32 protein-coding genes and 1 pseudogene are annotated in these 25,844 nt (G+C 42.7%); 16 read left to right on the forward strand and 17 right to left on the reverse strand.

Annotated features, from left to right (window positions below; translation table 11 throughout):
• Positions 1–7 precede the first annotated feature (7 nt).
• Positions 8–331 (reverse strand): nucleoside triphosphate pyrophosphohydrolase, encoded by a 324-nt coding sequence (locus D9X91_RS16800; RefSeq protein ID WP_121681813.1) that lies wholly within the window; start codon positions 329–331, stop codon positions 8–10.
• A gap of 390 nt (positions 332–721) precedes the next feature.
• On the opposite strand from D9X91_RS16800, the gene D9X91_RS16805 reads away from it, so the two are divergent.
• Both D9X91_RS16805 and D9X91_RS16810 read left to right on the forward strand, forming a co-directional pair.
• Positions 722–958: a helix-turn-helix domain-containing protein gene (locus D9X91_RS16805; RefSeq protein ID WP_121681814.1), complete on the forward strand. Its 237-nt coding sequence runs from the start codon at positions 722–724 to the stop codon at positions 956–958.
• Between the two features lie 52 nt (positions 959–1,010).
• Positions 1,011–1,214 (forward strand): hypothetical protein, encoded by a 204-nt coding sequence (locus D9X91_RS16810; protein WP_121681815.1) that lies wholly within the window; start codon positions 1,011–1,013, stop codon positions 1,212–1,214.
• A gap of 119 nt (positions 1,215–1,333) precedes the next feature.
• On the opposite strand, the gene D9X91_RS16815 is transcribed toward D9X91_RS16810, so the two are convergent.
• The gene (locus tag D9X91_RS16815) at positions 1,334–1,678 is read right to left on the reverse strand and encodes a DUF6176 family protein (protein ID WP_121681816.1); all 345 of its coding nucleotides are present in this window, start codon (positions 1,676–1,678) and stop codon (positions 1,334–1,336) included.
• Positions 1,679–1,917: 239 nt separating this feature from the next.
• Between D9X91_RS16815 and D9X91_RS16820 the strand changes: the two are divergent.
• Positions 1,918–2,346, forward strand: a pseudogene (locus D9X91_RS16820) (FAD-dependent oxidoreductase); the annotation flags it as partial.
• 173 nt (positions 2,347–2,519) lie between these two features.
• Here D9X91_RS16820 and D9X91_RS16825 read toward each other — a convergent pair.
• Complete coding sequence (locus D9X91_RS16825) at positions 2,520–3,131, reverse strand: CPBP family intramembrane glutamic endopeptidase (protein ID WP_233569830.1); 612 nt, start codon at positions 3,129–3,131, stop codon at positions 2,520–2,522.
• Positions 3,132–3,581: 450 nt separating this feature from the next.
• On the reverse strand, positions 3,582–3,803 hold the full coding sequence (locus tag D9X91_RS16830; RefSeq protein ID WP_121681818.1) for a hypothetical protein: 222 nt from the start codon (positions 3,801–3,803) through the stop codon (positions 3,582–3,584).
• Between the two features lie 348 nt (positions 3,804–4,151).
• Between D9X91_RS16830 and D9X91_RS16835 the strand changes: the two genes are divergently transcribed.
• From D9X91_RS16835 to D9X91_RS16850, 4 genes are all read left to right on the forward strand, one after another.
• A complete protein-coding gene (locus D9X91_RS16835) occupies positions 4,152–4,727 on the forward strand; it encodes a TetR/AcrR family transcriptional regulator (RefSeq protein WP_121681819.1) in 576 nt (191 codons plus the stop codon).
• Positions 4,728–4,829: 102 nt separating this feature from the next.
• Entirely contained in the window at positions 4,830–5,951 is a 1,122-nt protein-coding gene (locus D9X91_RS16840; RefSeq protein ID WP_121681820.1) for an ABC transporter permease, read from the forward strand.
• The gene (locus tag D9X91_RS16845; protein ID WP_121681821.1) at positions 5,952–6,626 is read left to right on the forward strand and encodes an ABC transporter ATP-binding protein; all 675 of its coding nucleotides are present in this window, start codon (positions 5,952–5,954) and stop codon (positions 6,624–6,626) included.
• Between the two features lie 78 nt (positions 6,627–6,704).
• Positions 6,705–7,025: a heme oxygenase gene (locus D9X91_RS16850; RefSeq protein ID WP_121681822.1), complete on the forward strand. Its 321-nt coding sequence runs from the start codon at positions 6,705–6,707 to the stop codon at positions 7,023–7,025.
• A 235-nt stretch (positions 7,026–7,260) separates the two neighbouring features.
• Here the strand turns inward: D9X91_RS16850 and D9X91_RS16855 are convergent, their stop codons facing one another.
• The 8 genes from D9X91_RS16855 to plsY all read right to left on the reverse strand — a co-directional run bounded on the left by D9X91_RS16855 (position 7,261) and on the right by plsY (position 14,779).
• Positions 7,261–8,061, reverse strand: coding sequence for a hypothetical protein (locus D9X91_RS16855; RefSeq protein WP_121681823.1), 801 nt, complete (start codon positions 8,059–8,061; stop codon positions 7,261–7,263).
• Positions 8,062–8,564: 503 nt separating this feature from the next.
• Positions 8,565–9,677, reverse strand: coding sequence for a CaiB/BaiF CoA transferase family protein (locus tag D9X91_RS16860; RefSeq protein WP_121681824.1), 1,113 nt, complete (start codon positions 9,675–9,677; stop codon positions 8,565–8,567).
• 22 nt (positions 9,678–9,699) lie between these two features.
• Positions 9,700–10,854, reverse strand: a complete 1,155-nt coding sequence (locus D9X91_RS16865; RefSeq protein WP_121681825.1) for a thiolase family protein — start codon at positions 10,852–10,854, stop codon at positions 9,700–9,702.
• Positions 10,855–10,868: 14 nt separating this feature from the next.
• On the reverse strand, positions 10,869–12,014 hold the full coding sequence (locus D9X91_RS16870) for an acyl-CoA dehydrogenase family protein (RefSeq protein ID WP_121681826.1): 1,146 nt from the start codon (positions 12,012–12,014) through the stop codon (positions 10,869–10,871).
• Positions 12,015–12,181: 167 nt separating this feature from the next.
• A complete protein-coding gene (locus tag D9X91_RS16875) occupies positions 12,182–12,610 on the reverse strand; it encodes a hypothetical protein (RefSeq protein WP_121681827.1) in 429 nt (142 codons plus the stop codon).
• Positions 12,611–13,088: 478 nt separating this feature from the next.
• Positions 13,089–13,601 carry a DUF5412 family protein gene (locus D9X91_RS22585; RefSeq protein WP_233569831.1) on the reverse strand — a complete coding sequence of 171 codons (513 nt, stop codon included), beginning with the start codon at positions 13,599–13,601 and terminating at the stop codon, positions 13,089–13,091.
• Between the two features lie 44 nt (positions 13,602–13,645).
• The gene (locus D9X91_RS16885; RefSeq protein WP_121681828.1) at positions 13,646–14,101 is read right to left on the reverse strand and encodes a hypothetical protein; all 456 of its coding nucleotides are present in this window, start codon (positions 14,099–14,101) and stop codon (positions 13,646–13,648) included.
• Between the two features lie 45 nt (positions 14,102–14,146).
• The gene (gene plsY / locus D9X91_RS16890; RefSeq protein WP_121681829.1) at positions 14,147–14,779 is read right to left on the reverse strand and encodes a glycerol-3-phosphate 1-O-acyltransferase PlsY; all 633 of its coding nucleotides are present in this window, start codon (positions 14,777–14,779) and stop codon (positions 14,147–14,149) included.
• A gap of 315 nt (positions 14,780–15,094) precedes the next feature.
• On the opposite strand from plsY, the gene D9X91_RS16895 reads away from it, so the two are divergent.
• The 3 genes from D9X91_RS16895 (at position 15,095) to D9X91_RS16905 (ending at position 17,980) form a co-directional block, all read left to right on the forward strand.
• Positions 15,095–15,955 (forward strand): PHP domain-containing protein, encoded by an 861-nt coding sequence (locus D9X91_RS16895; RefSeq protein ID WP_121681830.1) that lies wholly within the window; start codon positions 15,095–15,097, stop codon positions 15,953–15,955.
• Between the two features lie 271 nt (positions 15,956–16,226).
• Positions 16,227–16,907, forward strand: coding sequence for a response regulator transcription factor (locus D9X91_RS16900; protein WP_121681831.1), 681 nt, complete (start codon positions 16,227–16,229; stop codon positions 16,905–16,907).
• A complete protein-coding gene (locus D9X91_RS16905) occupies positions 16,904–17,980 on the forward strand; it encodes a sensor histidine kinase (RefSeq protein WP_121681832.1) in 1,077 nt (358 codons plus the stop codon). Before D9X91_RS16900 ends, D9X91_RS16905 begins: the two co-directional genes overlap by 4 nt.
• A gap of 86 nt (positions 17,981–18,066) precedes the next feature.
• Here D9X91_RS16905 and D9X91_RS16910 read toward each other — a convergent pair whose 3' ends face one another.
• Positions 18,067–18,540 (reverse strand): hypothetical protein, encoded by a 474-nt coding sequence (locus D9X91_RS16910; protein ID WP_121681833.1) that lies wholly within the window; start codon positions 18,538–18,540, stop codon positions 18,067–18,069.
• A gap of 104 nt (positions 18,541–18,644) precedes the next feature.
• Here D9X91_RS16910 and D9X91_RS22590 point away from each other — a divergent pair, with 104 nt between their 5' ends.
• Positions 18,645–18,809 (forward strand): hypothetical protein, encoded by a 165-nt coding sequence (locus D9X91_RS22590; RefSeq protein WP_158598348.1) that lies wholly within the window; start codon positions 18,645–18,647, stop codon positions 18,807–18,809.
• A 39-nt stretch (positions 18,810–18,848) separates the two neighbouring features.
• On the opposite strand, the gene D9X91_RS16915 is transcribed toward D9X91_RS22590, so the two are convergent.
• From D9X91_RS16915 to D9X91_RS16930, 4 genes are all read right to left on the reverse strand, one after another.
• A complete protein-coding gene (locus D9X91_RS16915; RefSeq protein ID WP_121681834.1) occupies positions 18,849–19,028 on the reverse strand; it encodes a DUF4083 family protein in 180 nt (59 codons plus the stop codon).
• A gap of 167 nt (positions 19,029–19,195) precedes the next feature.
• The gene (locus D9X91_RS16920) at positions 19,196–19,429 is read right to left on the reverse strand and encodes a DUF3953 domain-containing protein (protein ID WP_121681835.1); all 234 of its coding nucleotides are present in this window, start codon (positions 19,427–19,429) and stop codon (positions 19,196–19,198) included.
• Positions 19,430–19,573: 144 nt separating this feature from the next.
• The gene (locus tag D9X91_RS16925) at positions 19,574–20,143 is read right to left on the reverse strand and encodes a hypothetical protein (protein WP_121681836.1); all 570 of its coding nucleotides are present in this window, start codon (positions 20,141–20,143) and stop codon (positions 19,574–19,576) included.
• 99 nt (positions 20,144–20,242) lie between these two features.
• Positions 20,243–21,700 carry a protein adenylyltransferase SelO gene (locus D9X91_RS16930; protein WP_121681837.1) on the reverse strand — a complete coding sequence of 486 codons (1,458 nt, stop codon included), beginning with the start codon at positions 21,698–21,700 and terminating at the stop codon, positions 20,243–20,245.
• Positions 21,701–22,279: 579 nt separating this feature from the next.
• Between D9X91_RS16930 and D9X91_RS16935 the strand changes: the two genes are divergently transcribed.
• The 5 genes from D9X91_RS16935 (at position 22,280) to D9X91_RS16955 (ending at position 25,729) form a co-directional block, all read left to right on the forward strand.
• The gene (locus D9X91_RS16935; protein WP_121681838.1) at positions 22,280–23,239 is read left to right on the forward strand and encodes a sigma-70 family RNA polymerase sigma factor; all 960 of its coding nucleotides are present in this window, start codon (positions 22,280–22,282) and stop codon (positions 23,237–23,239) included.
• Positions 23,240–23,353: 114 nt separating this feature from the next.
• Positions 23,354–24,139, forward strand: coding sequence for an SDR family NAD(P)-dependent oxidoreductase (locus D9X91_RS16940; RefSeq protein ID WP_121681839.1), 786 nt, complete (start codon positions 23,354–23,356; stop codon positions 24,137–24,139).
• Between the two features lie 112 nt (positions 24,140–24,251).
• Positions 24,252–24,761 (forward strand): DinB family protein, encoded by a 510-nt coding sequence (locus D9X91_RS16945; RefSeq protein ID WP_121681840.1) that lies wholly within the window; start codon positions 24,252–24,254, stop codon positions 24,759–24,761.
• Positions 24,762–24,925: 164 nt separating this feature from the next.
• Positions 24,926–25,312: a VOC family protein gene (locus D9X91_RS16950; protein ID WP_121681841.1), complete on the forward strand. Its 387-nt coding sequence runs from the start codon at positions 24,926–24,928 to the stop codon at positions 25,310–25,312.
• 144 nt (positions 25,313–25,456) lie between these two features.
• A complete protein-coding gene (locus D9X91_RS16955; protein ID WP_121681842.1) occupies positions 25,457–25,729 on the forward strand; it encodes a DUF2277 domain-containing protein in 273 nt (90 codons plus the stop codon).
• The last annotated feature ends 115 nt before the right edge of the window (positions 25,730–25,844 follow it).

A 25,844-nucleotide genomic window follows, 5' to 3' on the forward strand; every position in this document is an offset into this window, starting at 1 on the left:
GGTATAGCTAATCCTCCACCTCAATCAAGAAAATCTTCTTATCAAATGCACCTCGTTCTGCTGCTTTCTCTTGGCGGATTTTTTCCACTTCCTCTAAAGTACTTCCATGCGAAGCGGCAAATGCATGAACGATTTCCATTAAGTCAGCTAACTCCTCCAAAGCCTCTTCTCTTGTTTCTGCCTCGCAATACTCTTCTAATTCTTCAAAGCTCTTTTTCTTCAATTCTGTTATGTATTCTTCTTCCGAGAGGATTCTTGTTGAGAACTTCTCTCCATTCGATTCAATAATCCCCGGGATTTTATCGCGAACCAATTTGTTATATGTCGGCATTGCTTTTCCTCCTATTTAAAAGATCAGTCCTACAAACTATTATTTTTCTAAAATTGGAATTTCACAAGAACTAGCAGGAAACATTCATCTTTTATGCTAGTTTACAGTACTTATCTAATTGTTAATTCAATATGTTGTTGATTGGAGCGGAAGGTGCGAGACTCCGGAGGGAATAGCGTGACAGGTGAGACCCCGCAGCGGAGCGAGGAGGCTCACCGCACGCCCCTCGGAAAGCGAGCATCCTGCAGCGGAAATCGACCTTACACATCCTCTAGTGAATAGCACATAAAAAAACTTGAAAAATTAACATATATTAACATAATGATACTCACTGTCTCTGGTCCCCCAATTCCCTCAACTTGATAATGGTTGAAAAAAGGGGCGAATCCTTTGACAGAGCGGGAAATTTTCGGTCATTGTTTAGGGAAACACATACGTTTAAGAAGGATAGAAATCGGCTGGTCTCAGGAAAAACTAGAGGAAATGGCTGACCTTTCTGTAACGATGATTGGCAAGATTGAACGGGGAGAAAGAATTCCAGAAAGCCTTACTCTTTTTAAAATAGCTGAAGCCATGGGAATCAGCTTGGACCGGCTTCAAGTTGATGTGATGGAATGCATGAAATAACACGGTAACTAACATACATACAAACTATCAACCTATTAGAAAGGATGTTGAAATGACTATCTATTCTTCCATCCGCTGCAGCGTTTGCGGAGAACAATTCGAAACGGACGATATGGTGTACTTGGACAGCATCTACTCATTGTTTCATATCGGATGCGCCAAAACCTGTGTTGAACCGATTTTGGGAACGGGGACTTTTGAGGAAATCGGTGAGAAGCATCCTTATTTTTATAAGGACGATATGAATGTGCATTAATCTTTTTACATAATGACTTGGATGCCTCTGCATGAATATGTGGAGGCAGCTTTTTTTTGTAAAATCACTGCAATTGAATTTAATCCATAAAGAAGACCTCTAGCTAAGAGGTCCAAGTATCAAATCATACTATTCTTTACTTTTGAAGGTATCATGACAACTTCAGTTTTCAAGTCAATTGGCTTGTATGCTTCGTCTATACATTCATTCCAGAATTCCAAATGCTTTTTATCAATCCAATGTTCAGAGTGCTCTACCTCTTGCCCGCCTTCCCCTTGGACTGAATACCAATACAGAAACTCTTCACCATTCAGATGTTCCCTGAAAATGGTCTCCACATACATCTGTTCTCCTTCCAAGGTAACAAGAACATCTGTCATATTATCGTTTAAGAACTTTAGCCATTCATCAACCCGTTCCGTTTTACCTTTTTTAACCCTAAATCTAGTTAATTCAATCTTCATATTTCTCCCCCCGTAAGTCTGACTTCTATATACAGACTTTAACAAAAGATTAATTCAAATCCTATCAGCAAAATCAATATCCTTTTAGAAAAGAGATTTGCAAAAATATTAATGAAAATGAGAATCAATTTAATAAAATCCTTCCATTCTCCCACTGATCATCCCACTTTTTTGATTCTCCTCCTTTCCTCCACACATCCAAACCCCCTCTCAATACTAGAATTTTTAGATTTATATAGGGAATCGTCAAGCATGTCACCGTCCTTGAATTCAACCCTGAGCTGAAAGCAGATGCCGTCCTTCAAGACCGTCTTCACCGCCTGCCGAACGTCACCGTCATCCGTAATGCCCATACAACCGAATTCACCGGTACGGACAAAGTCGATGGCATTACGTACAAGGATCGTGAAACATGCGAAGAGCATCACGTAGAATTGCAGGGCGTCTTTGTCCAAATCGGCCTCGTCCCGAACACCGACTGGCTCGGCGATGCAATCGATCGGACGCGATTGGGCGAGATCGTCGTCGATAAGCGTGGCACGACCAACGTCCCAGGCGTCTTCGCTGCAGGAGATTGTACCGACACCCCTTATAAGCAGATCATCATTTCGATGGGCTCCGGTGCCGCCGCTGCATTGGGTGCGTTTGACCATTTGATCAGGAGTTAATAAATTGTTAAAGCAATGGAAACAATTTTTATGTTGATTGAAGCGAGCATCCTGCAGCGAAAATCAACTTAACATCAGACAAAAAGCTTGAGGAAATATTATAACCTCAAGCTTTTTACCATGAATGTGAGATGAATTCCCATTTAGTCAATGCATCTTATACTTAAAGACTTCTAAAATGACAAGTTATTAATTTTGTTAAGGACAGTATTTTCGGCTTTTGAAGCTTTCATCCATAAAATAGCAGCATACACAATAAGTATACCGACAATCAGGTAGAGGTAAATAGGTGGTCCATCGGTTTGTTTCAACATAATAAACGAATTATTAAGACCGTGGAAAATGATCGTGACTAGAATCGATTGTTTGTTCACGATTAATAAAGAAAGAACTAACCCTGTAAAGAAAGCATACATTATTTGCAAAATTGTTTGTTCGAGAGATTGTCCGCCCAGAAGTTGTAAAGAGTGAGTCAATCCAAAAAGCACGCTTGATGTAAGAACTGCAAATCTAAAACCCTTAGATATGAGAATGTTTAGCATAAATCCTCGATAAAATATTTCTTCAATAAAGGCAACAATGAGAATTTGTGTGCCTAACACCAAGAATAAATGGGAGATTGAGGAAGTATCTATTCCGCCATTGCCAATGAATAATATCGCTAATATTAATAGCAACGGAGAACAGAGGAGCGTCATTTCCTTCAAAGGTTTCAAATTATCCAAAGAAAGGTAATTTCCCCATTTATTTGTTTTTAATAGATAGAAGTATACTCCCAAAGCCAAAGGCAATAATCCTATGTATTGAAAAAAAGGATTAGTAGGCGCTGTAATTGTTGCGTATGCCCCATTAACGGTATAAAAGAAAATAACTAATAATTCTAGACCAAAAATCTTGAGAAATGTTTTGATTTTAAATACCACCTTTATTTTTATAGTTTTTTGAAAGAATTTCTAAAATACTTTCAAATTCTCAGCAAACGAATAGAGAAAGACCCATACTAAAATTGGAATTTGACAAAACCAGCAGGAAGCATTGATTTTTTATACTGGTTTACACTAATTAGTATTTTGTTAATTCAACATATGTTGTTGATTGAAGTAGAAGGTGCGAAACTCCGGAGGTATCAGCGAGCAAGGCAATGCCCCAAGCGAAGCAGAGGAGGCTCACCGCCCGCCCCGCGGAAAGCGAAGTCTTGCACGGAAATCAACAGCGGTGTAAAAACAGATCCTAAATTAAAACTCCATATCCCTTCTTTTATATAAATAAAAAACAAGTCCGATCGGTCCGGTTAACAGTGTGGCAATCCAATAGAAATGTCTCCACCCGCCAGTCAAGTATTTGTCCGTATCATAGTAAACCCATATCGCCAAAATGAAAAAAATCGAGAAGCAAAAGAAGATCTCCAGTTGATGACCACTAAAGTCCGTATCACTTGTCATCGACAACCCGCGCATTTCACACCATCCCCCATTTTCTAATCGTTACTTTATAGGTACGATTGATTGCGGGGATGGTTTCAAGTTTTTTCCTCCTCTGCGGATATTCGGAGTTTCAAGTTCATAAAAAGACACAGAAGTGATTAAGGCTTCATCCCTTTACCGGTAAACCTTTTGTACGACATTGATACAAGTGTGGGAGACTGATAAAATTATGCTGGGGCTGTTTAAAAATTGCCCCAAACTATTTATGAACTTTTATACCCAAGTTAGATAATATAGTTTTATTGTCGACGCTGGGAATGAGCCTGATACTTAGATGAAATACTGGATATATTGAGGAATGAGTTGAAAGAAGGTAATCATATGGGGAGAGAGCGGAAATTCAATACAGTTGATTTATTCGTCAGTGCAAAGAAACTAATCATTCAAACCGGCTATGAAGGCTTTACGATTGGGCAGTTAGCAGCTGAGTTAAATGTTTCACGTGCAGCAATTTATAAGTATTATCGAAATAAGGATGAGTTGTTATTAGATTTAATGTTAGAGGAAATGAAGAATACCCTTTCTAGTTTTTCCTCTATTCCAAAGGAGATGCCATTTCTAGAAAAGATTGATTTGCTGCTGCAAAAAATATTTCAGTACAAAGATTTACATTTGATCCTTGGGATACAAGGCCTTATTAATACAAAAGATGCACCGCTTTTGGAAGAGAAGCAAAATCATCTTTCACAGATGCATCATGAATTATATAAGCCTCTCTTCCACATGGTACAACAAGGAAAGACGGATGGTTACATCGATATGGATCTGCCAAATGAGCTGTTAATCGGGTTTATCTTTCAAAGCATATCCATTCCGAATCACTCCGGGATGGCATCTGAAAAGGTCCTTGAACATACAAAGAAGATGATTTTAAATGGCATTATAAAAAATAAGTGACAAGAGTGTAACTTATATGTATAATAATTTTTGTAGCATATAAGTTATTTTTTTGCGCAAAAGTGACACATGTGTAACTTGTGTAGAAAGGAGAGTTTAATCGTGTTTTTAGCCATAAAAGAATTAAAACATTCGAAGTTTCGATATTTGATGATGAGCATTATCATCATTCTCATTGCATGGCTGGTTTTTATATTATCAGGACTTGGGAATGGCCTCTCGACCCTGAGTGCTGCAACCATTAAAAACTTACATGCAAATTATGTAGTGTATGAGAAATCAGCTGGTGCCACCTTTAATAAGTCTATTATTTCAAGTGATGTAATCGATGAGGTTCGCAAAAACAAAAATGTCAAACATGCCGCTGGTTTCGGTTCATCTGTGGCGTCGATTTCGAAAGAGAAAACAAATGACAATAACCAGAAAACAGATGTCGCTTTACTTGGAATTAATGCAGGATCATTTATTGAGCCAACCGTAATAGACGGGAAACAACTTTCTACAAGCAAGAGATTCGGGGTTCTTGCCAATAAGAGTTTAAAGGATGCCGGATACAAAATCGGGGATGAGCTTCTTGTATCCAACTCCAAAATGAAATTGACCATTATCGGCTTTGTCGAAAATGAAACATTCAACCATCTACCTGCATTATTTACAAATATGAATACATGGAGGGACTACCAATATGCAGCACCGGGTTCTGATAATGGAGTAAATAAACCCGTTCAAGCCATTACGTTGGATGCACCGAAATTGAACCCTGGAAAGCTTGATAAAGAAATCAAAGGGATTGAAACTGTGACGAAATCAACAGCTGTGAAAGGCATGCCGGGGTATAAGGAAGAAAGCGGAACGATCTTGATGATGCTTGCATTCCTGATTGTGATTTCAGCATTCATCATTGCGGTTTTCTTCTATGTTATTACCATACAGAAAACTCCACAATTTGGAGTGATGAAGGCGATTGGTGCATCCAATCGATTCTTATCAAATTCAATTGTTGCACAGGTGTTTCTCTTATCTTTAGTGGGTATTACGGCAGGAATCGGATTAACTTATTTAACTGCTCTTGCATTGCCCCAAAACATGCCCTTTGATTTAGATACTAAACTTGTAGTCTCATATGCAGTCGCGTTATTAATTATTAGCCTGCTAAGCTCAATTATTTCTGTCCGGCAAATCACCAAAATCGATCCGTTGACAGCTTTAGGGAGAGTGGAATAGATGAGTGGGATTCAATTAAAGCAAGTGACGAAAAAATATTATGAGGGAACTTCCACTGTAACGGCTCTCAAAGAAGCATCCATTTCAGTGAATCCTGGAGAATTAGTGGCCATTGTGGGTCCTTCTGGATCAGGAAAAAGCACATTACTATCCATTATTGGTGCATTAATCAAACCAACGTCTGGAAAGTTGACGGTTAACGGTCAAGATGTGGCAGCGTTAAATGCGAAGCAGCTCGCAGATTTCCGTTTAAATGAAATAGGTTTCATTTTACAATCTTCAAATCTAATTCCATATTTATCTGTTCTCGACCAGTTAGTTCTCATAAAAAAAATGGCTGGTAAAATCAATAAAGAAGATTATCAGTTTGCAAAGGATTTACTGACAGGGATTGGATTGCGAAATAAGTTATCCAAAATGCCAAATGAACTATCCGGCGGTGAGCGTCAACGCGTAGCCATTGCTCGTGCCCTATTCAATCAGCCAAGCGTAATTCTTGCTGACGAGCCGACTGCCAGTCTAGATTCTAAGCGTGCCCATGAGGTTGTCCAATTAATTGCGGATGAAGTTAAAAAACGAAACAAAGCGGCCCTGATGGTCACTCACGATGAACGTATGCTGGGTTATTGTGATCAAGTCTATCATATGGAAGATGGAACCTTGCTGCTACAGTAATTTTAAAAGATGCTACCAGCTGTGCGTTAGTGGAAAATGAGTCGTCTGTTAAAAATTTGATCAAAAGGAGTGTTTAGAATGATTGTTATCACAAACCGCATCAAAACCAAAAAAGGATTTGCCGCCCATATCGCACCATCCTTCACGAAAGACCAGCAAATTCATGAATTCAAAGGCTTTATAAAAACAGAAGTATTAATCAGCCATGACAATAAGGAATTTGATGAAATGAACGTGAATATGTACTGGGACAATTTAGAGGACTTCAAAACTTGGCGTGAAAGTGATGCGTTTAAAAATGCCCATAAACAGTCCCTAAATGGAACTGGATCAAACGAATCCCCTTTGCTTGGAAGTCAAATCATCATTTCTGATGTAAGTTCGACAACTGAAAAGTAAACATACCGTTTACCTGAATGAAATAGCTAGGATTCTCTTAGAGAAACTAGCTTTTTCTTATCTTTCTTTGCCGTATTCATTCCACTTTGAGATTGATTCTGATGTTCAAGGTAATCTTCAAAAACGTTATTATCCATATTGACTCCCTTATTGAAAAATTAACGCTGCCATTGTGGTCATTATGGCAAAAGTCAAAGTTGGCACGAATCTCCGAACCCATTCCAATAATACAATATCAATCATCGCAACGTTTTTCAGTTAAACATTCCTCTTCCGGTATTATTTTAATCTGTTTCCACTTTTCATTGCTTTTTCTCTTGAATTGAGCGATTTCTACGTCCGTTCCATTCGTCAATGTCACATAAATAAAACAATAATCAGCTCCATCCGTGCCATGGAAGTAAATATTTTTAAAGTATCCATTTTTCTCAGTCGGGTATATGTGCTGGACCAATTTGCACCAACCCCCATATTTAATTGCTACCACGTCCTCCCCACTCTGGTCCCAGCCATGATAGGGTGCGCACAAAAAATCTTCTTCCATTTTACTCAATTCTGAAATTCTAAAACCCTCATTTTGATAAACAAGATGGATGTATCCGTATGAGTAGCCAAAATATTCAGCCCGCTTCCCCAGCTTCCCCTCAATTGTTTCAATTTCATAAAAAAATTTTATTCCTCTTTTTTCATCGGGCACCCGTAAAAGCTTGATCAAACTCGTATGCCCGATCCCGGCAAAAGAACGAACATATTCATCATAGCTTAATTGATTTTGATACTCTTTAGACAGAAAATTATAGGCAATCGGAAATGGAATACGTGCTTGACCTACCGTGCCGCAGCTCCTTCCATAGATGTTATCAGCTTCACGCAGGACGCTAAAATAGTTAAGAAGAGTATCCTCCGGGGTGCTCGTCAATTCAGGAGGCAACTTGATTTGATCATACGTTTTTCCAGAAAAATGTGCATAGAACTCCGAACTCTCAAATCTTAAATTTAAGGCTTTTAGGCAAGATGGACGAAAGTATTTCTCCATATTCATCACCCCTTTTTTCAGTTTATGGGGGATTGATGGATAGGTGAAAGACCTGATTCTCTTCTTCACTCCATTAAGGTTTCAATTTCTTTTATGGCCAATTGGTCATTTGCTTCTCTAAACGCAGTAATTGCTTTTTCAAAACATTTTGTTGCCCCTATGCCAATTAGCTTTTATTTTGATTCCCCACTAATAACGATAAAGAAACAGCCAACTATATTGCTGATTGGACTGCTATTTTCTGTGTGTTCGCACCCTTCAGAGCTATTCAACTATTAGTTTTTCTAAACGGCTCTGTCAAACACCGCTGTTGATTTCCATGCAAGTCTTCGCTTTCTGCGGGGTCTCACCTGTCCCCCTAATCCCGCTGGACATTGAACCAGCTTCATTGAGTCAACACCGCACGAAGAAAATGTGGAAGCATTTTCGAGGAGTCTACGACTTGCACTCCAATCAACATCTGGAAACGATCTCATAACAATAATAAACTTTAACAATGTCTTCTAAATAACCCGCTGCTCCTTCCAAGCCAGGATCTGCCCATCATCCGCACCAAGCCATTCTTTTAGGATCGCTTCCGTCTGCTCCCCTCTTTCAGGCGGGGACGACATTTCCCCATGATCTAAGTCCGCATGCATTTTCACAAAGCCTTCACGGGAAACGAAATCTTTCTCCTGAAAATAAGGATATTCTGCAAGCTCTCTTGCTTCCAGAACAGGCGCCAGGCAGCAGTCCACTTTTTCACCGAAAGCGGCCCATTCTGAGAGGGCTTTGCTTTTGAAAAGATCGGTCAATTCAATAAAGACAGAGTTGCTTGGATCCGGTTTGGAATAGTGGGCAGAGAGCCAATCTTCCCGGCCGAGCGCCTGACAGAAGCTGTGCCAGAATTTCGGTTCGAGGGCACCTAGGCTGATATAGCGTCCGTCTTTTGTTTCATATAGGTGATAGGAAATGACGGTGCCATTCAGTACCTCGACGCCATTCGAGTAGCCCGTTTCTTTTTCGATGAGAACATGGTTGGTCATCATGGAAGCAAGCGCATCGACAAGCGAGAGGCAGTGATAGCTTCCTTTTCCTGAAACACCGCGGGCAACGAGGCCGGCAAGGACCCGTTCACTTGCGGCCATCCCGCCGATGTAGTCGGCAAAGGTGTGCCTCGGGTGGACAGGTCTTCCGGACGCATCCTTCAGCTGGGCCAGTGCACCGCTCAGGCTCATGTAATTAAGATCATGGCTGCCGAGCGCTGCCATTTTTCCTTCTTTTCCGTAGCCGGTGATCGAGCAGTAGACCACTTTCGGATTGATTTCGCTGACCTCTTTGTAGCCAAGGCCGAGCTTTTCCATGACGCCGGGCCGGAAGCTCTCGATGACAGCATCGGCTTGTTTCAGCAATCCGATGGCAATCCTTTTCCCTTCTTCATGCTTCAGATTCAAGGTGATGCTCTTTTTGCCGCGGTTATGGGCTTTGTAGACACTTCCATTTCCGTTATGCCTGGCAGGATCGCCGTCGGGGGCTTCGACCTTGATCACTTTCGCCCCCAGCTCCGCCAGCCTTAAGGTCGCAAATGGCCCCGGTATATAGGTCGTAAAATCAACAACCTTGATTCCCTCCAGCATGGCCTCTCTCCCCTTTCGTGATTCAATCGAGGCGTTCGATGATGGTCGCATTCGCCATGCCGTGCCCTTCACACATCGTCTGCAGTCCATAGCGGCCGCCGGATTTTTCGAGCTCACTCATCATCGTCAGCATCAGACGGGCACCACTGGCACCTAGCGGATGTCCGAGTGCGATTGCACCGCCGTTCGGATTGAGTTTGGCCGGGTCGGCGCCAGTCTCTTTTAGCCAAGCCATCGGGACTGGGGCAAAGGCTTCGTTCACCTCAAACACATCGATATCCTCAAGCTTCAATCCTGATTTTTTCAAGACTTTTTCCGTCGCCGGGATCGGTCCTGTCAGCATCAACGTCGGGTCGGAACCGACCACGACCCTTGTGTGCACCTTGAAGCGCGGCTTCAAGCCCAGTTCTTCTGCCTTGTCGCGGCTCATCAAAAGAAGCACGGCAGCCCCGTCGCTGATTTGGCTGGAGTTGCCCGCATGGATGACGCCGTCTTCCTTGAAAACTGTCTTCAGTCCAGCGAGGACTCCCGGCGTCGTGCCTTCCCTTGGACCTGAATCATCCGTCACGACAGTCGTTTCACCGTTTTCGAGCGTCACCTCAAGCGGCATGATTTCCTTTTTGAAAAAACCTTCCGCCTGGGCCTTCAATGCGCGGCGGTGGCTTTCCGTCGAGAACTCGTCAAGCTCCGCACGGGTGAATCCGTATTTCTCCGCGATTTTTTCCGCTGATAAGCCTTGATGGATCATTTCGTAGCGCTCCCTCAGGTTCGGGCTATATGGGTCTGCTCCCTGATAGTTTGATCCCATCGGCACGCGCGACATGCACTCGACACCACCGGCGATCACGATATCCATGTCGCCTGCAAGGATCGCCTGGGCTGCAAAGTGGACGGCCTGCTGACTCGATCCGCACTGACGGTCAATCGTTGTGCCCGGCACTTCAATCGGAAAGCCGGCATTCAGCGCAGCCACCCGGGCAATGTCGCCTGCCTGTTCGCCTGACTGCGTCACACAGCCAAGAATGATATCCTCGACAAGACCAGCTTCGATCCCCGCCCGTTTCACGAGCTCGCTCAACACTTTTGCCGCCAGATCATCCGGCCTTATATCCTTCAGTACTCCATTCCTTCTTCCCACCGGGGTCCGGACCCCTTCTACGATTACAACTTCGCGCATGTTCATCTTCCTTTCTATAATCCTAAGTTTTTGGCAATGATTGTTTTCATGATTTCGTTCGTGCCGGCGTAGATGCTTGCGACGGGGATGTCGCGGAATCTCCTGGCAATCTCGTATTCTTCCATATAACCGTATCCGCCATGGAGCTGCATGCACTCCGCGGCGATGTTCCGGGCGATCTCAGTCAGCTTCCACTTCGCCATCGACACCTTCGTCACGATATCCTTCCCGCCGATATGCTCCGCGATCAGCTGGTCGAGGAATGCTCTGCCCATTTCAACCTCTGTCGCCATTTCCGCGATCTTGAATTGCGTGTTCTGGAATTTGCTCACCGGCTTGCCGAACGCTTCCCGGCTTTTCACATAGTCCATCGTCTGCTTCAGCATCACCTCAGAAGCCGTCTGGGCGGCAATCGCCACCAACAGGCGCTCCTGCTGCAGTTTATCCATTAGATAAAGGAAGCCTTTGCCTTCTTCGCCGAGAAGATTTTCCTTCGGGACGAGGCAATCCTCGAATATGAGTTCTGCGGTGTCCTGCGCGTGGAGTCCGACTTTGTTCAGCTTCCTGCCCCTTGAAAAGCCCGGGGCATCGCGTTCTACCACGAGCAGACTCACTCCCTTATGCTTCGGATTCGCCTTTGGATCCGTTTTACAGGCAACAACGACGAGGTCCGATTGAATGCCGTTGGTGATGAACGTCTTTTGGCCATTCAAGACGTAGTGGTCGTCTTTCAGGACGGCAGTTGTTTTGATGTTGGCAAGATCCGATCCCGTCCCTGGTTCAGTCATGGCGATCGCCGTGATGATTTCACCGGTCGCGCATTTCGGCAGCCAGCGTTTTTTCTGCTCATCGGTCCCGAAAGCCGTCAAATACGGAACGACGATATCATTATGCAGCCCGATGCCGACGAGGCTCGAGCCGACCCGCTCGAGCTCTTCGTTGATGATGACCGAGAAGCCCCAGTCGACCTCGCTTCCACCATATTGTTCATCGATATCCGGACAGAGGTATCCCTGCTGCCCCATCTTCGTCCAGAAGGAGCGCGGGATCATCCGCTCCTCCTCCCACTGTTCATAATAGGGATAGGCTTCCTTCTCGAGGAACTTCCGTAATGAGCTGCGGAAGATTTCGTGGTCATCCGTTAAATAGAGGTGTTTCATTCTTTATTTCCTCCCTGCTTGTTCCGTGATATTTAATCAATCCATTATAATCGGAAAATTCAATCTGTTTTATTTATAATTACACAGTGATAGGGGAATTTCCTGCTGTGGATGATGTTGTGAGCTGATTCCCACTGCGGGCGGACGCTTTCTGCCGGCGGGGATGGTCAGTCATTTTTCCCATCCAAGGAATGAACCGCTCCGTCATTTTCAGGCGCAAACGATGTGCCGCCTATGACTTTGTTTTGATAAAGAAAGACCGTGACTCTTATTTCGCCATGGTATTGTTTATTCAAAGGATGGTTTTTTACAACGAATGTGACTCTTTGGATCGCCTTTCCGATGAATGGATCGGGTTTGACCGGCTGTACCTTCCATTCCTGCTGGCCCCTGATGGATGCAAGGTATTCTTTTGTGAGGACTTCCCTGGACTTACCGACGAATGAAACCAATGTGTAGCCTTTTTCTTCGAGATATTTTTTTGTGATCATAGTCTCTTTACTTACCCTATTCATATCAATCGTTTGTTCTTTTTCACTGCAGGCCGTTAAGGTAATCAGCAGGAAACACACTGTGAGAAAGAAGAATTTTTTCATGAAATCCCCCCTTTGATTTTTAAAAGTTTAATTAATTTTAACATTAAATGGAAATGTTTGGAGAATAGGTTTATTCATTAATATGCGGAGACGTTTTTCATAATGTAGTATTCGCGCGAAATATAAAAATTTTGGCGAGAGATGTCGAATAATCGATATATTGGTATTTTTCGCAGATAAATCTTTGATTTCGTAGATAAAATGAGAATTTCGCAGATATCTTCGTGGTTTTCGAAGATATCTGGTGAATGCGCTGCGTGATATATAGAAAAACAAGGGCGGCTGTGGTCTTCTATTCCCATTACCGTCCTTTTTAACTTAAGATTCTTTCTTAAATTCACGATTTTTCTTTCGGTTAAATAACCCTACTGCTGATGATGTTGTACCCCACAGGGAAAATTTCAACATCCCATCGCAATAATAGTCTATGATCGGAAAGACGAGACCTTTTATGGAATAAAGGAAAAGCTTTCTTTCCTCACTCAGAATAGGTTTCGCCTTTTTTTAGGTCCAAAATATGATTATTTATCCAAACAGTATGATTGTCTACCCATTTTACTTTGACGTGGTCCATTGGGTATGCATGATAAATCGTTTTTTTAAACCAAAAAGGACCATCTAATTTACCTATTACACCAAACGATGTAGTGGCACCGCCATTTGTAAGGTAAAATTCTATCTTATAATTATCATCTGGAGAAACCGTCGTTTTAAATAAATCTTCTGAAATAAATAGAAATCGAATGACACCAAGAAAAAGAACTAAAGATAACAGCGGTGAAAGAATAACAGTAAACCAGCTTCGAATCCTTGATCGTTTATTCGTTTTATCTCTAAATCCGATTATCCCGAGAATAAAGGAGATTACGGAAAGAATCCATAGAATGTAAGATGGAGGAGATACCTTCCAATCCGAAAAAATCAAGTTCATTAAAAACAATAGAACGATTAAGCATAAATAAAATGACCATATATTAAATCTTCTACCCATAATTACCCCTTTCGCTGAATGAACGAGATTGTCGCCGAAGTCCTTTAACGCTTGTTAAGAGAGTTATATAAATCACGCCACGTACCATTAAAATCTTTCCATTGCCCGTTTTCATTTACTTCTAGTATTTCGGCCTTACCGGATACAAATCGAATTGTCTGATCTTTGTCTTTGTATGTAGTTATTGGATAGGTAATTTTCACTTTGACATCAGGACTATTTATAATCATGTTTAACTCATCAAACAGTTCATTAAAATTCTTTCTCATTTCTTTAACTATTAATGAATATTTAGTGGAATTGTCTAATTTCTCGGCCAATATCGATTGGGGAAAGATGATATGCCAAAGTTCATCCGCATTTACAACTTTTGTTTCGGTTGTGACCTTCTTGTTATGTTCAAATGAATAAAATTTCACATGGGACATGATGGTTGAGATACTTGCTAATATTATGATGACTAGAGCAATGCCCCCTAAAATCGATCCGAATTTTTTCATATGCTCCCCCCTAATATTTCTATAGCATTGACATTTCCAAGGTGCTCAACCCCGCGTAAAATTAAGTTTATTTTCAGTTCCTGAAAACAGCCTCTTTATATTTTCCAAATGCCTGAAAATAACCATACACGCCATTAGAAACGCAAATATATAAAAGTAAAAGGTGTTCCCGAAAGCTGGAATGAATGAAATTGCTGCAAAAAGGATTGTTGCACTTACTGAGCCCAATGAAACATAACGGGTCAAGGCGACGATCATCACAAAAAAGCCAACGCATAACAGGGCCATGATCCAGTTAATCATAAACAGCACAGCCACTGCTGTAAGTGCTCCCTTGCCCCCTTTAAACCCAAAATATACCGGCCAATTATGCCCGATCACCACTCCAGCACCTGCGGCCAAAAGGCTTACGCAATCTTGCGCTTCTCCAGAAAAAAGGTAAACATGGAGTGACAATCCGACAAAGCAGGCAATGACCCCTTTTAATATATCTCCCGCAAGAACAAATATCGCGGCAGATTTCCCAAGGACCCTCAACGTATTCGTAAGCCCGGCATTTCCGCTTCCATGACTCCTGATGTCCCTGCCGTATATTTTTCCAACAATCACCGCTGTATTCATGCTGCCTATCAAGTAGCCCAAAGCTAAGGCAGCTACAATCTTTAACATGTCAATCATCACTCTTCCCCCTTTTCCCTCAATAAAGCTTTCATCCGTGCTGAATAAGCTTTTATACAAATAATACCATAAAAAGCGGATTATTCTTTAGACTTTCTCAGGCCACAAACTTGATGAAAGAATGTAATCGTAAGGTTTTTTGATTTTCCTTACTATATCCAAAACGTCAATAGCTACTACACCGTCTGAAAAAACGAATGGACGGTTTTAACGGTGTTGCAACAAAGTTTTATTGCTTTTGTTACATAGGAAGGGAATATGATCCTCAAAAGCGAATGTTGATTTATATAAATTTGTTACGGAGCTGATATTAAAATGAATCATAAATTTGCTGACTTACATATTCACTCTTTATTTTCCGATGAAACGATGTCTCCCGAAGAGGTTATAGCTAAAGCAGCAGAGAAAGGGTTAGGTTTAATAGCGATTACCGACCACAATGTGCTAGAAGGTTCAAGAGAAATACTAAAGCTAAATGATGAAAAAGAACTATTGTTAATATCTGGTGTAGAATTGGACGCATTAGATAGAGGGAAAAATCTGCATATATTGGGTTATGGAATGGATTTAAATAATGAAAGGTTTAGAGAATTCACGAAAAAAAACAGATTGCTTTTTGAGTCTTTGGATGAGCGGCTCATAGTGAGGATGCAAAGGGAATACAATAACATATCTCTAGAGGAATACTTACATTATCATTATGACCGAAAAAACGGTGGTTGGAAGGCATTGCATTATTTTGTGGAAAAGGGGATTACCAGCAGCTTGACAGCAGGTTTTGAATTCTATTCAAAATACGAACTATCATTTGACTGTATTGAATTTCCCTCTGTCAGCATGGTATGCAATCATATTCACAGTGCAGGCGGGAAGGCAATTCTTGCTCATCCAGGAAGAGTAATAAAGGTTGCTGAAAGGAACGATTTTAAGAGAGAAATAACTAGATTAATTAATTTAGGGATTGATGGCATTGAATGTTATTATCCAACGCATTCCCATGAAGTCACAGAAGATTGCCTGTCCACCTGCAAAGAACATGGTTTGTTGATTACAGCTGGTTCAGATTGCCACGGTAATTTTGGAAAAACCGAAATTGGAGAGATGGAAATTCCGATTTCCTGGTTAAATCTTGGGGATATTTTAAGTCACAATGAAGTAAGCAAATTCACCACATGATTAAACGAACGGAAAAGGATCGCTTAACAAACCGTCTTTTTACCAAGGCGGTTTTCTTATTGCAAAAAATCCCCTTGATGAAAAGCAACAAAAGTTAAAAAAGTGCTTTATGAAAAAATATCCGTTACAACCTCAGTTCATATTCCGTTCATAAATCCGATGTATGCTATAGATATCCTATTCGTCAGATCCTGCTCTTCTTCCCCTTTTCCATTATTGGTAAAATGAAGGGACATGAAGTGGGCAGAATACATACAAAGGAGTGATCCGCATGGCGAAAGTATTGATTGTGGATGACGATCCGCATATTCGGGAGCTGGTCCGCGTCCTCCTCTCCAAAGAGGGGATGTCGATAGTGGAGGCGACGGATGGGGAATCGGCACTGGAAGTCCTGGCGTCGACTCAGATCGACCTGATCATCTTGGATATCATGATGCCGAAGATGGACGGCTGGACATTTTGCCAGGAGGTGCGCACGTATTATTCCGATTCGATTCCGATCCTGATGCTGACGGCGAAGGGCGAGGTGACGCAAAAGGTGAAGGGCTTCGACCTCGGTACGGATGATTATATGGTGAAGCCGTTCGCACCGGCCGAACTGACTGCACGCGTCAAGGCGCTGCTCAAACGTTTTCAAATCTCGGTGTCCAATAAAATTGAAATCGGAAGCATCGTCATCGACCGTGCTTCACATAACGTCTTTGACGGAAAAAAAGACATCACCCTGCCGCTGAAGGAGTTCGAACTTCTGTTTAAGCTGGCATTCAATCCGACCAAGACGTTTTCGCGGGAGCAGTTGATCGAGGATATTTGGGGCTATGACTACGAAGGGGACGAACGGACGGTGGATGTGCACATCAAACGGCTGCGGCAGCGTTTTTCACATGAGGATTGTCCGTTTAAAATCACGACGATCCGCGGGCTTGGGTACCGCCTGGAGGTGAAGGCATGACTGTGAAGGAAATCGGAAAACGCGCATTCGGATTTGTTTCCATTTTCCTTGCCTTGACCTTGTGCTGGTCCGCTTCCTACTGGCTCACATCGTGGGTGTTTCCAAAATGGGATTACACGCCGAGCCTCTATATGACGCAGATCATCAATTCGATTTTCGGCTTCATCCTGTTTGGCTGCTGCATGTTCCTAATCACACGAATCAAGTGGGTACAGGACCGGCAGCAGGCATTCATGACCCCACTGATCAACGCGATGAAAATGATGGCCGAGGGAAATTTCAATATTGATCTTTCTTATTATAAGAAACAGGTTCCAAATCCCAGGCATCCGTATTATCATCTCATCGAGAACATCACGCACATGGCGTCGAGGCTTGGGGCGATGGAACAGATGCGCCAGGAATTCATCTCGAACGTCTCGCATGAATTCCAGTCTCCGTTGACCTCCATCAGCGGATTCGCCCACGCTTTGAAAAGTGAACAGCTGACACCAGAGGCGCGGAAGCATTATTTGGACATCATCGAAAAGGAAGGAATCCGGCTATCGAAGTTAAGCGACAACCTGCTGAAGCTGACGTCATTGGAGTCCGAGCACCCTCCTTTTGAATTGACCAGCTACCGGCTCGACCACCAGCTGCGCCGCATCATCCTCTCCTGTGAACCGCAATGGACGGAAAAGGAATTGGAGATGGACATTTCGCTCGATAACCAAGTGATCATGGCCGACAAGGATTTGATGGATCAAGTGTGGATCAACCTCATCCATAACAGCATCAAATTCACTCCGTCTGGCGGAACGATTTCTGTTGCGGTGCGCGAAGTCGATGAAAATCGATTGATGGTGACGATCAAAGATTCAGGCATCGGGATGGATGAAGAAGCTATCATGCATATGTTCGAGCGCTTTTACAAAGCCGACCCATCGAGGACCCGCACGACAGAAGGCAGCGGACTCGGGCTGTCGATCGTCAAAAAGATCATCGATATGCACCACGGCGAGATCCGGGCCCAAAGTGAATTAGGGAAAGGCACGACGATAATGGTGACTTTGCCTAGGAATGGTGGGAAGTGAGGTTAGTATGAACAAGGGGACCTGATCCCTTTCTCACAACGAGCACACAAAAAGCTTGGGATTTCCCCAAGCTTTTTCCTTTAATGCTATAACCCGTGACTACTATTGTTATCCAAGATAAAAACCTTCTTTTCAATTTTTTCAAGTAAATACGCCATAAAAATAATTAACCATGCAATGCCTTTAACACTGATACTGGCAGTCCATAATGATGTTAAAATCACTAGCACTAATAAGAAAACGCTGGATATGATTTTTGCCTTGATGGACTTGGATTCGTATGTCTTCTCTGGTAATAGTAACAACACGATTAAGAATAGAACGAAAAACATCATGGCACCTGTTTTTTCATTATTGACTAGGTAGAATAGAAAACCAGCCATTGCCGAATGTAAAAAATTAAAGATAAATTTCCTGACACCTTTCTTCAAAGTAAACTCCATTTCCTGAGGAGCTGCTGCCCTTCTCATGAATAAGTATGTAATGAGTATAAATAAAATGACTGCAGAGGCAACCATCAAAAAATGATTAAGAGCAACAACATGAGCTATTTCTGCCATAGTTATAAAACCCCCTTTCTTATGCCTTCGTGTATGATTAATTTTTCCTTTTACTATATTTTACCACATGATTTGGTGATCCTTATCTTAAGGAAGTGAGTGGGATGAAAAAGCAGGATGAAGAAATGACTACAAAAACGCCAACATATGAAACTGAACAAGAACTTCAATTTGCGGAACAACTTGAACTTTTGTCAAATTCGATCGGAAGAATCAATATTGGTGAAAATTCCAATCAAATCTGCCGTGTAGTTAGAGGAAAAGAGTAAGCATCTCTGGAAAAGACTATTCAGGGATGCTTTTTCATTTTAATCATTCATTTTTTTTACTTGCTCCATAATCGTATCCAATTTTTTCTCTATTTTATCGAGTTTTTTCCATCTTTGTGAATATGAACGAAAGAGGAAGACGGTTAGTACGATAAGTAAAATAATTAATCCAAAACTAAAAAATTGAAATAAAAGATCCCCGCCATTGTACGCACCCATATTAATCACCTCCAAAAACATTATTACTTTTACTGCTCTTTAACTTAATTCCAATTATTTCAAAAACATATCATTCTTACAATAATTTTCTTAGGCAAAAAAAAGAGGCATGACCCGCAGTGCGTTAATTCCATTAACACATCTCGGGTCAGACCCCCTGTAACATTTTAGTGCAGTAAAAATCCTTGAACGGAAGCGACCATTAAAAATAAAAATACACCGACAAGTAAGAGACCAATTCCTTTTTTGTTCCGTTGATATTCTTCTATTCCCAAAACCAACATGGTCAGCCCCAGGAAAAACATTATATAATGATGAAACTCGAAATTTTTAGCCAACAGTTCATAAGCAGCTGAGGCGACCACTATAATTGATAAAACATAACGAATATACCTAAGCAAAATGAATCCCTTCCTTCATATTCAGCATGTCTGATCTAATTTGGATCATGAATAGGAAACATTGATAGTTCAAGTTTAACATAGGTAATTTGATTAGAACAGGCAGCTTTCCCCAGGTATGGAATTGAAGGCGGACTCAGATTCTTAATAAGGAATTCCCGGATTTTTGGATAGGTCGTCATTAATAATACCGACTCCTGTAATCTTGTCATCTTTTACATCAGGCTGAACAGATGGATTGGATGGGTACGCCTTTCCATTGAAGGGCAAAATTTTATAGCGCCCCTCCATCCCGCCGCCTGACACGTACATGATGATATTTTTCCAGCCTTTCGTCGTGGCGTCTTCGATTATGACTGGCGTCCGGACAAGAGAAAAACGGGAGACGAGCTGATACTTGCCGGCATCACTTTGCCTGTAAATCATGGCGCTGCACCCACCTGTTCCGCATACTTCACGGCCCGTCAAATAAACAAAGGTTTCTGGAACATTATCACCATTGAGATCGATGTGATTGTAAAAGTAATGAATGTTGCTCTCTCCAGGCTTCAGGTTAAATTCCTTGCTGAAGGCTTCTTCCAGCTTGTGGTCAGGAGTGGTTTCCGATTTGATATACGTCACACCACTTAAATCAACCTGCTGACCCGCTGCGAAGACGCCCTTTCCTCCTATGGACATGCCGATGATGACAAGCATAGTAAGCATTTTTTTCATTTTGGTCACATCCCTATAATTTGGTTATCGATAGGATGTCCCAATGAAAAGAAAAAAACCTTTCATCCTCTTCGCTGAGAGAATGAAAGGTTTTTTTGATCAGGTCCCGCAATAAGTCTGATACGGTACATCCGTTGGTTCCGGCAGCGTTGTATAGTCTTCCTGTTCAGATGAGTAAGCATACGGGTCAGTAAGGACTTGCAGGAGTTTTTTCATGACGCTGTAGTCTCCCTTTTCCACTGCTGCTTCTAGCGCTTCCTCCACCCGATGATTCCGCGGAATGACGGAAGGATTGCTCTTGCGCATCAATTCCTGCGAAGCTTCTTTCGTTTCTTCCTGTCTTTCAAGCCTTGCTTCCCAGTTTTCTTTCCACTGGGTGAATTCCTCGCTTTCAAAGAGAGGTTTGTCGTCCAGTTGATCAAGGGTCAATGCACGGAACGCATTCGTGTAGTCAGCTTCATGCTTGTGCATCAGTTTGAGGAGGTCCTCAATCAACGTTTTATCCTCAGTTTCTTCATTATATAATCCGATTTTTTCCCTCATGCCCGACAGCCAGTGAGTGTGATACAGCTTCGGATATTGTGCGATCGCATCCTGTGCGAGCTGAAGCGCCTCTTCTTCCTCATCTGCGAGGAGTGTAAGCATGCTTTCCGCCAGGCGTGCAAGGTTCCAGCCGCCGATTGCCGGCTGGTTGCCGTATGCGTAGCGGCCTTGAATGTCGATCGAGCTGAACACCGTCCCTGGATCAAACGTGTCCATGAAGGCGCACGGTCCATAATCGATCGTTTCACCACTGATCGTCATATTGTCCGTATTCATGACGCCATGGATGAAGCCGACGAGCTGCCATTTCGCAATCAGTTCGGCCTGATGCTTGACTACTTCCTTCAACAGCGAAAGATATCGGTTCTCATCGTTTTCCACATGTGGATAATGGCGCTTGATCGCATAATCGGCAAGTGCTTGCAGATCTTCCTTCGTCCCCCATTGCGCCGCATACTGGAAGGTGCCGACACGCAGGTGGCTGGAGGCGACCCTGGTTAGAATTGCCCCGGGAAGTTCCGTTTCACGGTAGACCGGCTCCCCCGTTGTCGTGACAGCCAGGCTGCGGGTAGTCGGAATGCCAAGTCCGTGCATTGCTTCACTAATGATGTACTCCCGAAGCATCGGCCCAAGAGACGCTCGCCCATCGCCTCCACGGGAGTACGGCGTCCGGCCCGGCCCCTTCAACTGGATATCCACGAGCTTCCCGTCAGGTGTGATCTGTTCGCCCAGCAGCACCGCACGGCCGTCGCCGAGCATCGTGAAGTTTGCAAACTGATGCCCCGCATAGGCTTGGGCAATCGGCTCAGCGCCTTCCGGAAGCTGATTGCCGGCGAAAATTTCTGCGCCATCTTCACTGTTCAGTTCCTTGGCGTTCAATCCGAGCGACTCTGCCAATGGCCCGTTGAACATCACGATTTCCGGGTCGCGGACAGGTGTCGGCATCTGCTCTCGGTAAAACGTCCGTGGCAGTTGGCTGTAGCTGTTTTCTAACTTCCATCCTTCGTTTGTCATCGAATCCCCTTCTCTTTTGTGGCTTTCCTTTATTTTCGCTTATATCTCCTTGCCTTTTCAACAGATTGGTCTTTGTTTTTTATTATACCCGTTTATCGGAAGAAGACGAGTTTTATAAACGCCTTCCCTTCTCCATAAATTTTTTTCCACCTATTAAAAAATAGGTGTAGACCGACCTTCCTATAAAGTCTATATGAAAGATATGGAATTCCACGTCACACCTAATTGAACCGCGATTGTGTAACAAGGAATATAAAATATGCGTATTTTAAAACCAGGGCAGGTATTTCATCGAAAAATGTAGAAATAAGAGCATAAAAAAGTACCCATATATGTCCAAAAAGTTGGACTTATAGTAGATGGCGTATGATTGGATTTATTACTTGTCGATTCCTTTAATAATTGAAGGATAATAGATTTATCAGCAGCATAAGAGAATTACAGTAATGAGCAACTATCCGCTATTTATTATCTGAATATTCTGATATAAAAACGATGCCTAACGTTGAATTACTATTGGTAAGAACAAGCTTGAACCCAAATTATTATACAAACACAATGAAGGGTTTGGTGAATGAAATGAACAAAAAGCCACCTGAAATGGCATGGGTTGAAGAATTACATCCGGAGCTAACCGCCTACTGCTACAGAATGTTGGGGTGTGTATTTGACGCCGAAGATGCTGTGCAGGATACGATGCTTCGAGCTTGGAAGGGTTGGGACAGTTTTCGCAATGAATCTTCTCCCAGGACTTGGATCTATCGAATCGCTACCAACGTATGTCTGGATAAGACAAGAGGATCAAAACGCCGGGTAATGCCAATAGACTTCTCAGATCCAGCGGCAACCGTACGATTACCAACGGAAACATTGCCCTTGGCGAATTGGGTTTGGCCGGTACCCGACAATGCCATCGATCCAGTTGATGTGACAATTCGGAAAGATACCATTCGTCTAGCATTTATAGCTGCTTTGCAGACACTGCCCCCACGCCAGCGTGTAGTCTTAATTTTACAGGATGTGTACCGATGGTCAGCCACTCAAACCGCGAGAGCATTGGGAACGTCAATTACCGCTGTCAATAGTGCGCTGCAGCGAGCAAGACGCACACTTAACCGTGCTAACCTGAATTCGGAAACACTGAATGATGTTGATTCAGAAGTGAATCGGGGATTGATTGACCGCTATGTCGATGCTTTTGAACGCTACGATATTGATGCGCTTTTAGAACTTTTTCATGAGGACGGCAGCATATCGATGCCGCCTTTCGTGATGTGGATCAGTGGTCGAGGGGACCTTGCCACATTTTATGAAATCACTCGGTCTCACTGTGTAGGCTCACGATTGCTGCCAACCAGAGTCAATGGTACAGCTGCCCTTGCTCAGTATGCCCCAGGTCAGTCGAATGAACAACTAGTACCGTGGGGTATCCATGTTCCTGAGATTCGTGACAATCGAATAATCCATGTACATACTTTCATCCATCCCGCACTATACTCCCGACTAGGGCTGCCAACTAAGCTAGACTTAACTATTTGATTGCAGCAGATCAAATTAAAAATACATCTATTGGACCGATGATTTTCCAGTCGCCCGTTCGTCTATATTGGTGTAACCATTCATAGTTGAGTCAAATAAAGGGAGGAATCGAAAATGTTACTTAGGAACAAAAACGCCGTGATTTATGGTGCAGGAGGCGCAATTGGAGGCGCCGTTGCCCGCGCTTTTGCTCAAGAAGGGGCGAAGGTCTTTCTTGTGGGTCGGAATATTAATAGACTTAATATAGTAGCTAAGGAGATTACTGGTAGTGGAGGAGAAGTTGAGACCGCTCAAGTTAATGCTGTAGACGAGCAGGCGGTAGAAAATCACCTCTCTCAAGTGGTAAACACAGTCGGGAGTGTAGATGTCTCATTTAACCTCATTGGACTTGGCGAAACCCAGGGGGCTTCGCTTGTAGAAATGGAACAGGAGCAATTTGTGAGTCCGATCATCACGGCCATGCAATCACATTTTATCACTGCGACTGCAGCAGCACGACACATGGCTAAGCAAAAGGCAGGAGTTATACTTGCGCTCACCGCTCAGGCGGCCCGTAAACCTTATCGCGATGTAGGCGGTTTCGGAGTTGCAGGAGCAGCGATCGAGGGCCTTTGCCGTCAATTGGCGATTGAGGTTGGACCACTGGGTATCCGTGTCGTCTGTTTACGTTCAGCCGGCTCTCCGGACGCCCCGGGTGTTGATGAGGTGTTCAATCGACATGCAGACAATGCTGGTATTACACGAGATGAGTTCGAGTCCGGCATCGCTGAAAAAACTCTGCTTAAACGATTGCCAAGACTTGCAGAAGTAGCGAATGCAGCTGTCCTTATGGCTTCCGATCGTGCGAGCGCAATTACAGGCGCTGTGGCCAATGTGACCTGCGGAGAAATTGTAGATTGAAGAATAAGTATACAGCTAGTGCAAATGCATGAGGAAATTGAATAATTAGCTACATATCAAAAAAATGTAAAAGTTTTAGATTTGAGTTAATGATTAAAAAGGAGGAATTAAATTGAGTGAACTTAGACTGATCAATACTTATAAAAATGAGCTTCAAAATTACTCTTTAGAACAACTAAGATATATATCTGAAGAAGGGGTTTGGTCTATTGGGCAAATGTATGACCATTTAATCCTTGTTTCCCATTCTTATCTAGATAATATGGAAACATGTTCTACCTTGAATGAGGAACAACGTCTTGGGAAAACGGAGTTTGCTGAGCGATTATTTAAGTTTGGATTTCCACCGAATAAATATAAATTACCGGATGAACTAAATACTCCACCCAATAATTCAGATAGCAAGGAGGAGCTTGCCAGTAGAATTGATCAAGTAATTTTAAGGTTAAACCAATGGGAATCCAAAGTCGATGATATAATCCCAAATTATAAAATCGAGCATATATCGTTCGGCTGGCTGAATGCAAGGGAATGGTATGATTTAGTTGAATTACATTTACGTCATCACCTGCGTCAAAAAGATGAGTTAGAACAAAGGCTTGTTGACCTGACGGGGGTGTAAATTGAGTAGAGGGGATTGAAAGATTTTTATCTTCAGCTATTGAGTGTGTTTCTTCGAGAAGTAGATCTGCACTTTTTATTAAATTTATTGAAAAAAGGATTTTCACGAAACATTGAACCAATGATTAACGGTTTATGTTCAACTTGTAGAGGAGGTGTATCAAAGTGTCGATTTTCCGTAATCCTCAAATTGTTCTGCTCAGTTCGGATGTAGTTAGAGCAGCTACGTTCTACCAGGGTCTGGGTTTTACTGAGACCTTTCGAGTACCAAATGATGGAGAACCAATTCATATTGATTTGGTTCTCGATGACTACAGAATCGGCATCGCATCTGTTAATTCTACGCGCGATGATCACGGCCTCGCTCCCTTGTCACAAGGGCAGCGTGCTGCAGTGATTTTGTGGACCGATGACACTGCAGCGGCTTTTGAAACCATCATCTCGAAGGGTGCCGAGCCCCTGGTCTCACCGTACGAATGGCTCGGCCGTCTTCTCATTGCATGGGTTGCAGATCCGGACGGTAATCCAATTCAGATTGTGCAAAATCTCTGAAGATGCACTTTCATTTAACTATCCTTGTTGTAGTTTAGAACACTTTCTGGTTATAAAAAAATAGAGTTCCTTTCTAAGTAGAAAAGGATTGTAAGGATCCCTTGTGGAATGGAATGTAGAATAAGAAAACAAAAAGGAGAAATTATGTGCCGGAACATTAAAACATTATTTAATTTCGACCCACCAGCTACCGATGAAGAGATTCATGCAGCAGCTATTCAGTATGTCAGAAAGATAACGGGCTATAACAAACCCTCGAAGGCGAACGAAGAGGCGTTTAATCACGCAGTCAATGAAGTAGCAATGATTACTAAGAATTTATTTGATATTATGGAAACCAGTGCAGAACCTCGCAATCGTGAAGTCGAAGCTGAGCGTGCTCGTGTCAGATCAGCTAAAAGGTTTGGTACAAGTTAGTGAGTAATAACATTATAATGAGCTATTCAACTATTGGGTGCATTTCTGTAATATGAAATGCGTCTTTTTATATGAAACGAGCCAGATTGTGGAACAACGGTAAAAACAGAAATGT

This window comes from Falsibacillus albus, assembly GCF_003668575.1.
GTDB classification, from domain to species: Bacteria; Bacillota; Bacilli; order Bacillales; family DSM-25281; genus Falsibacillus; species Falsibacillus albus.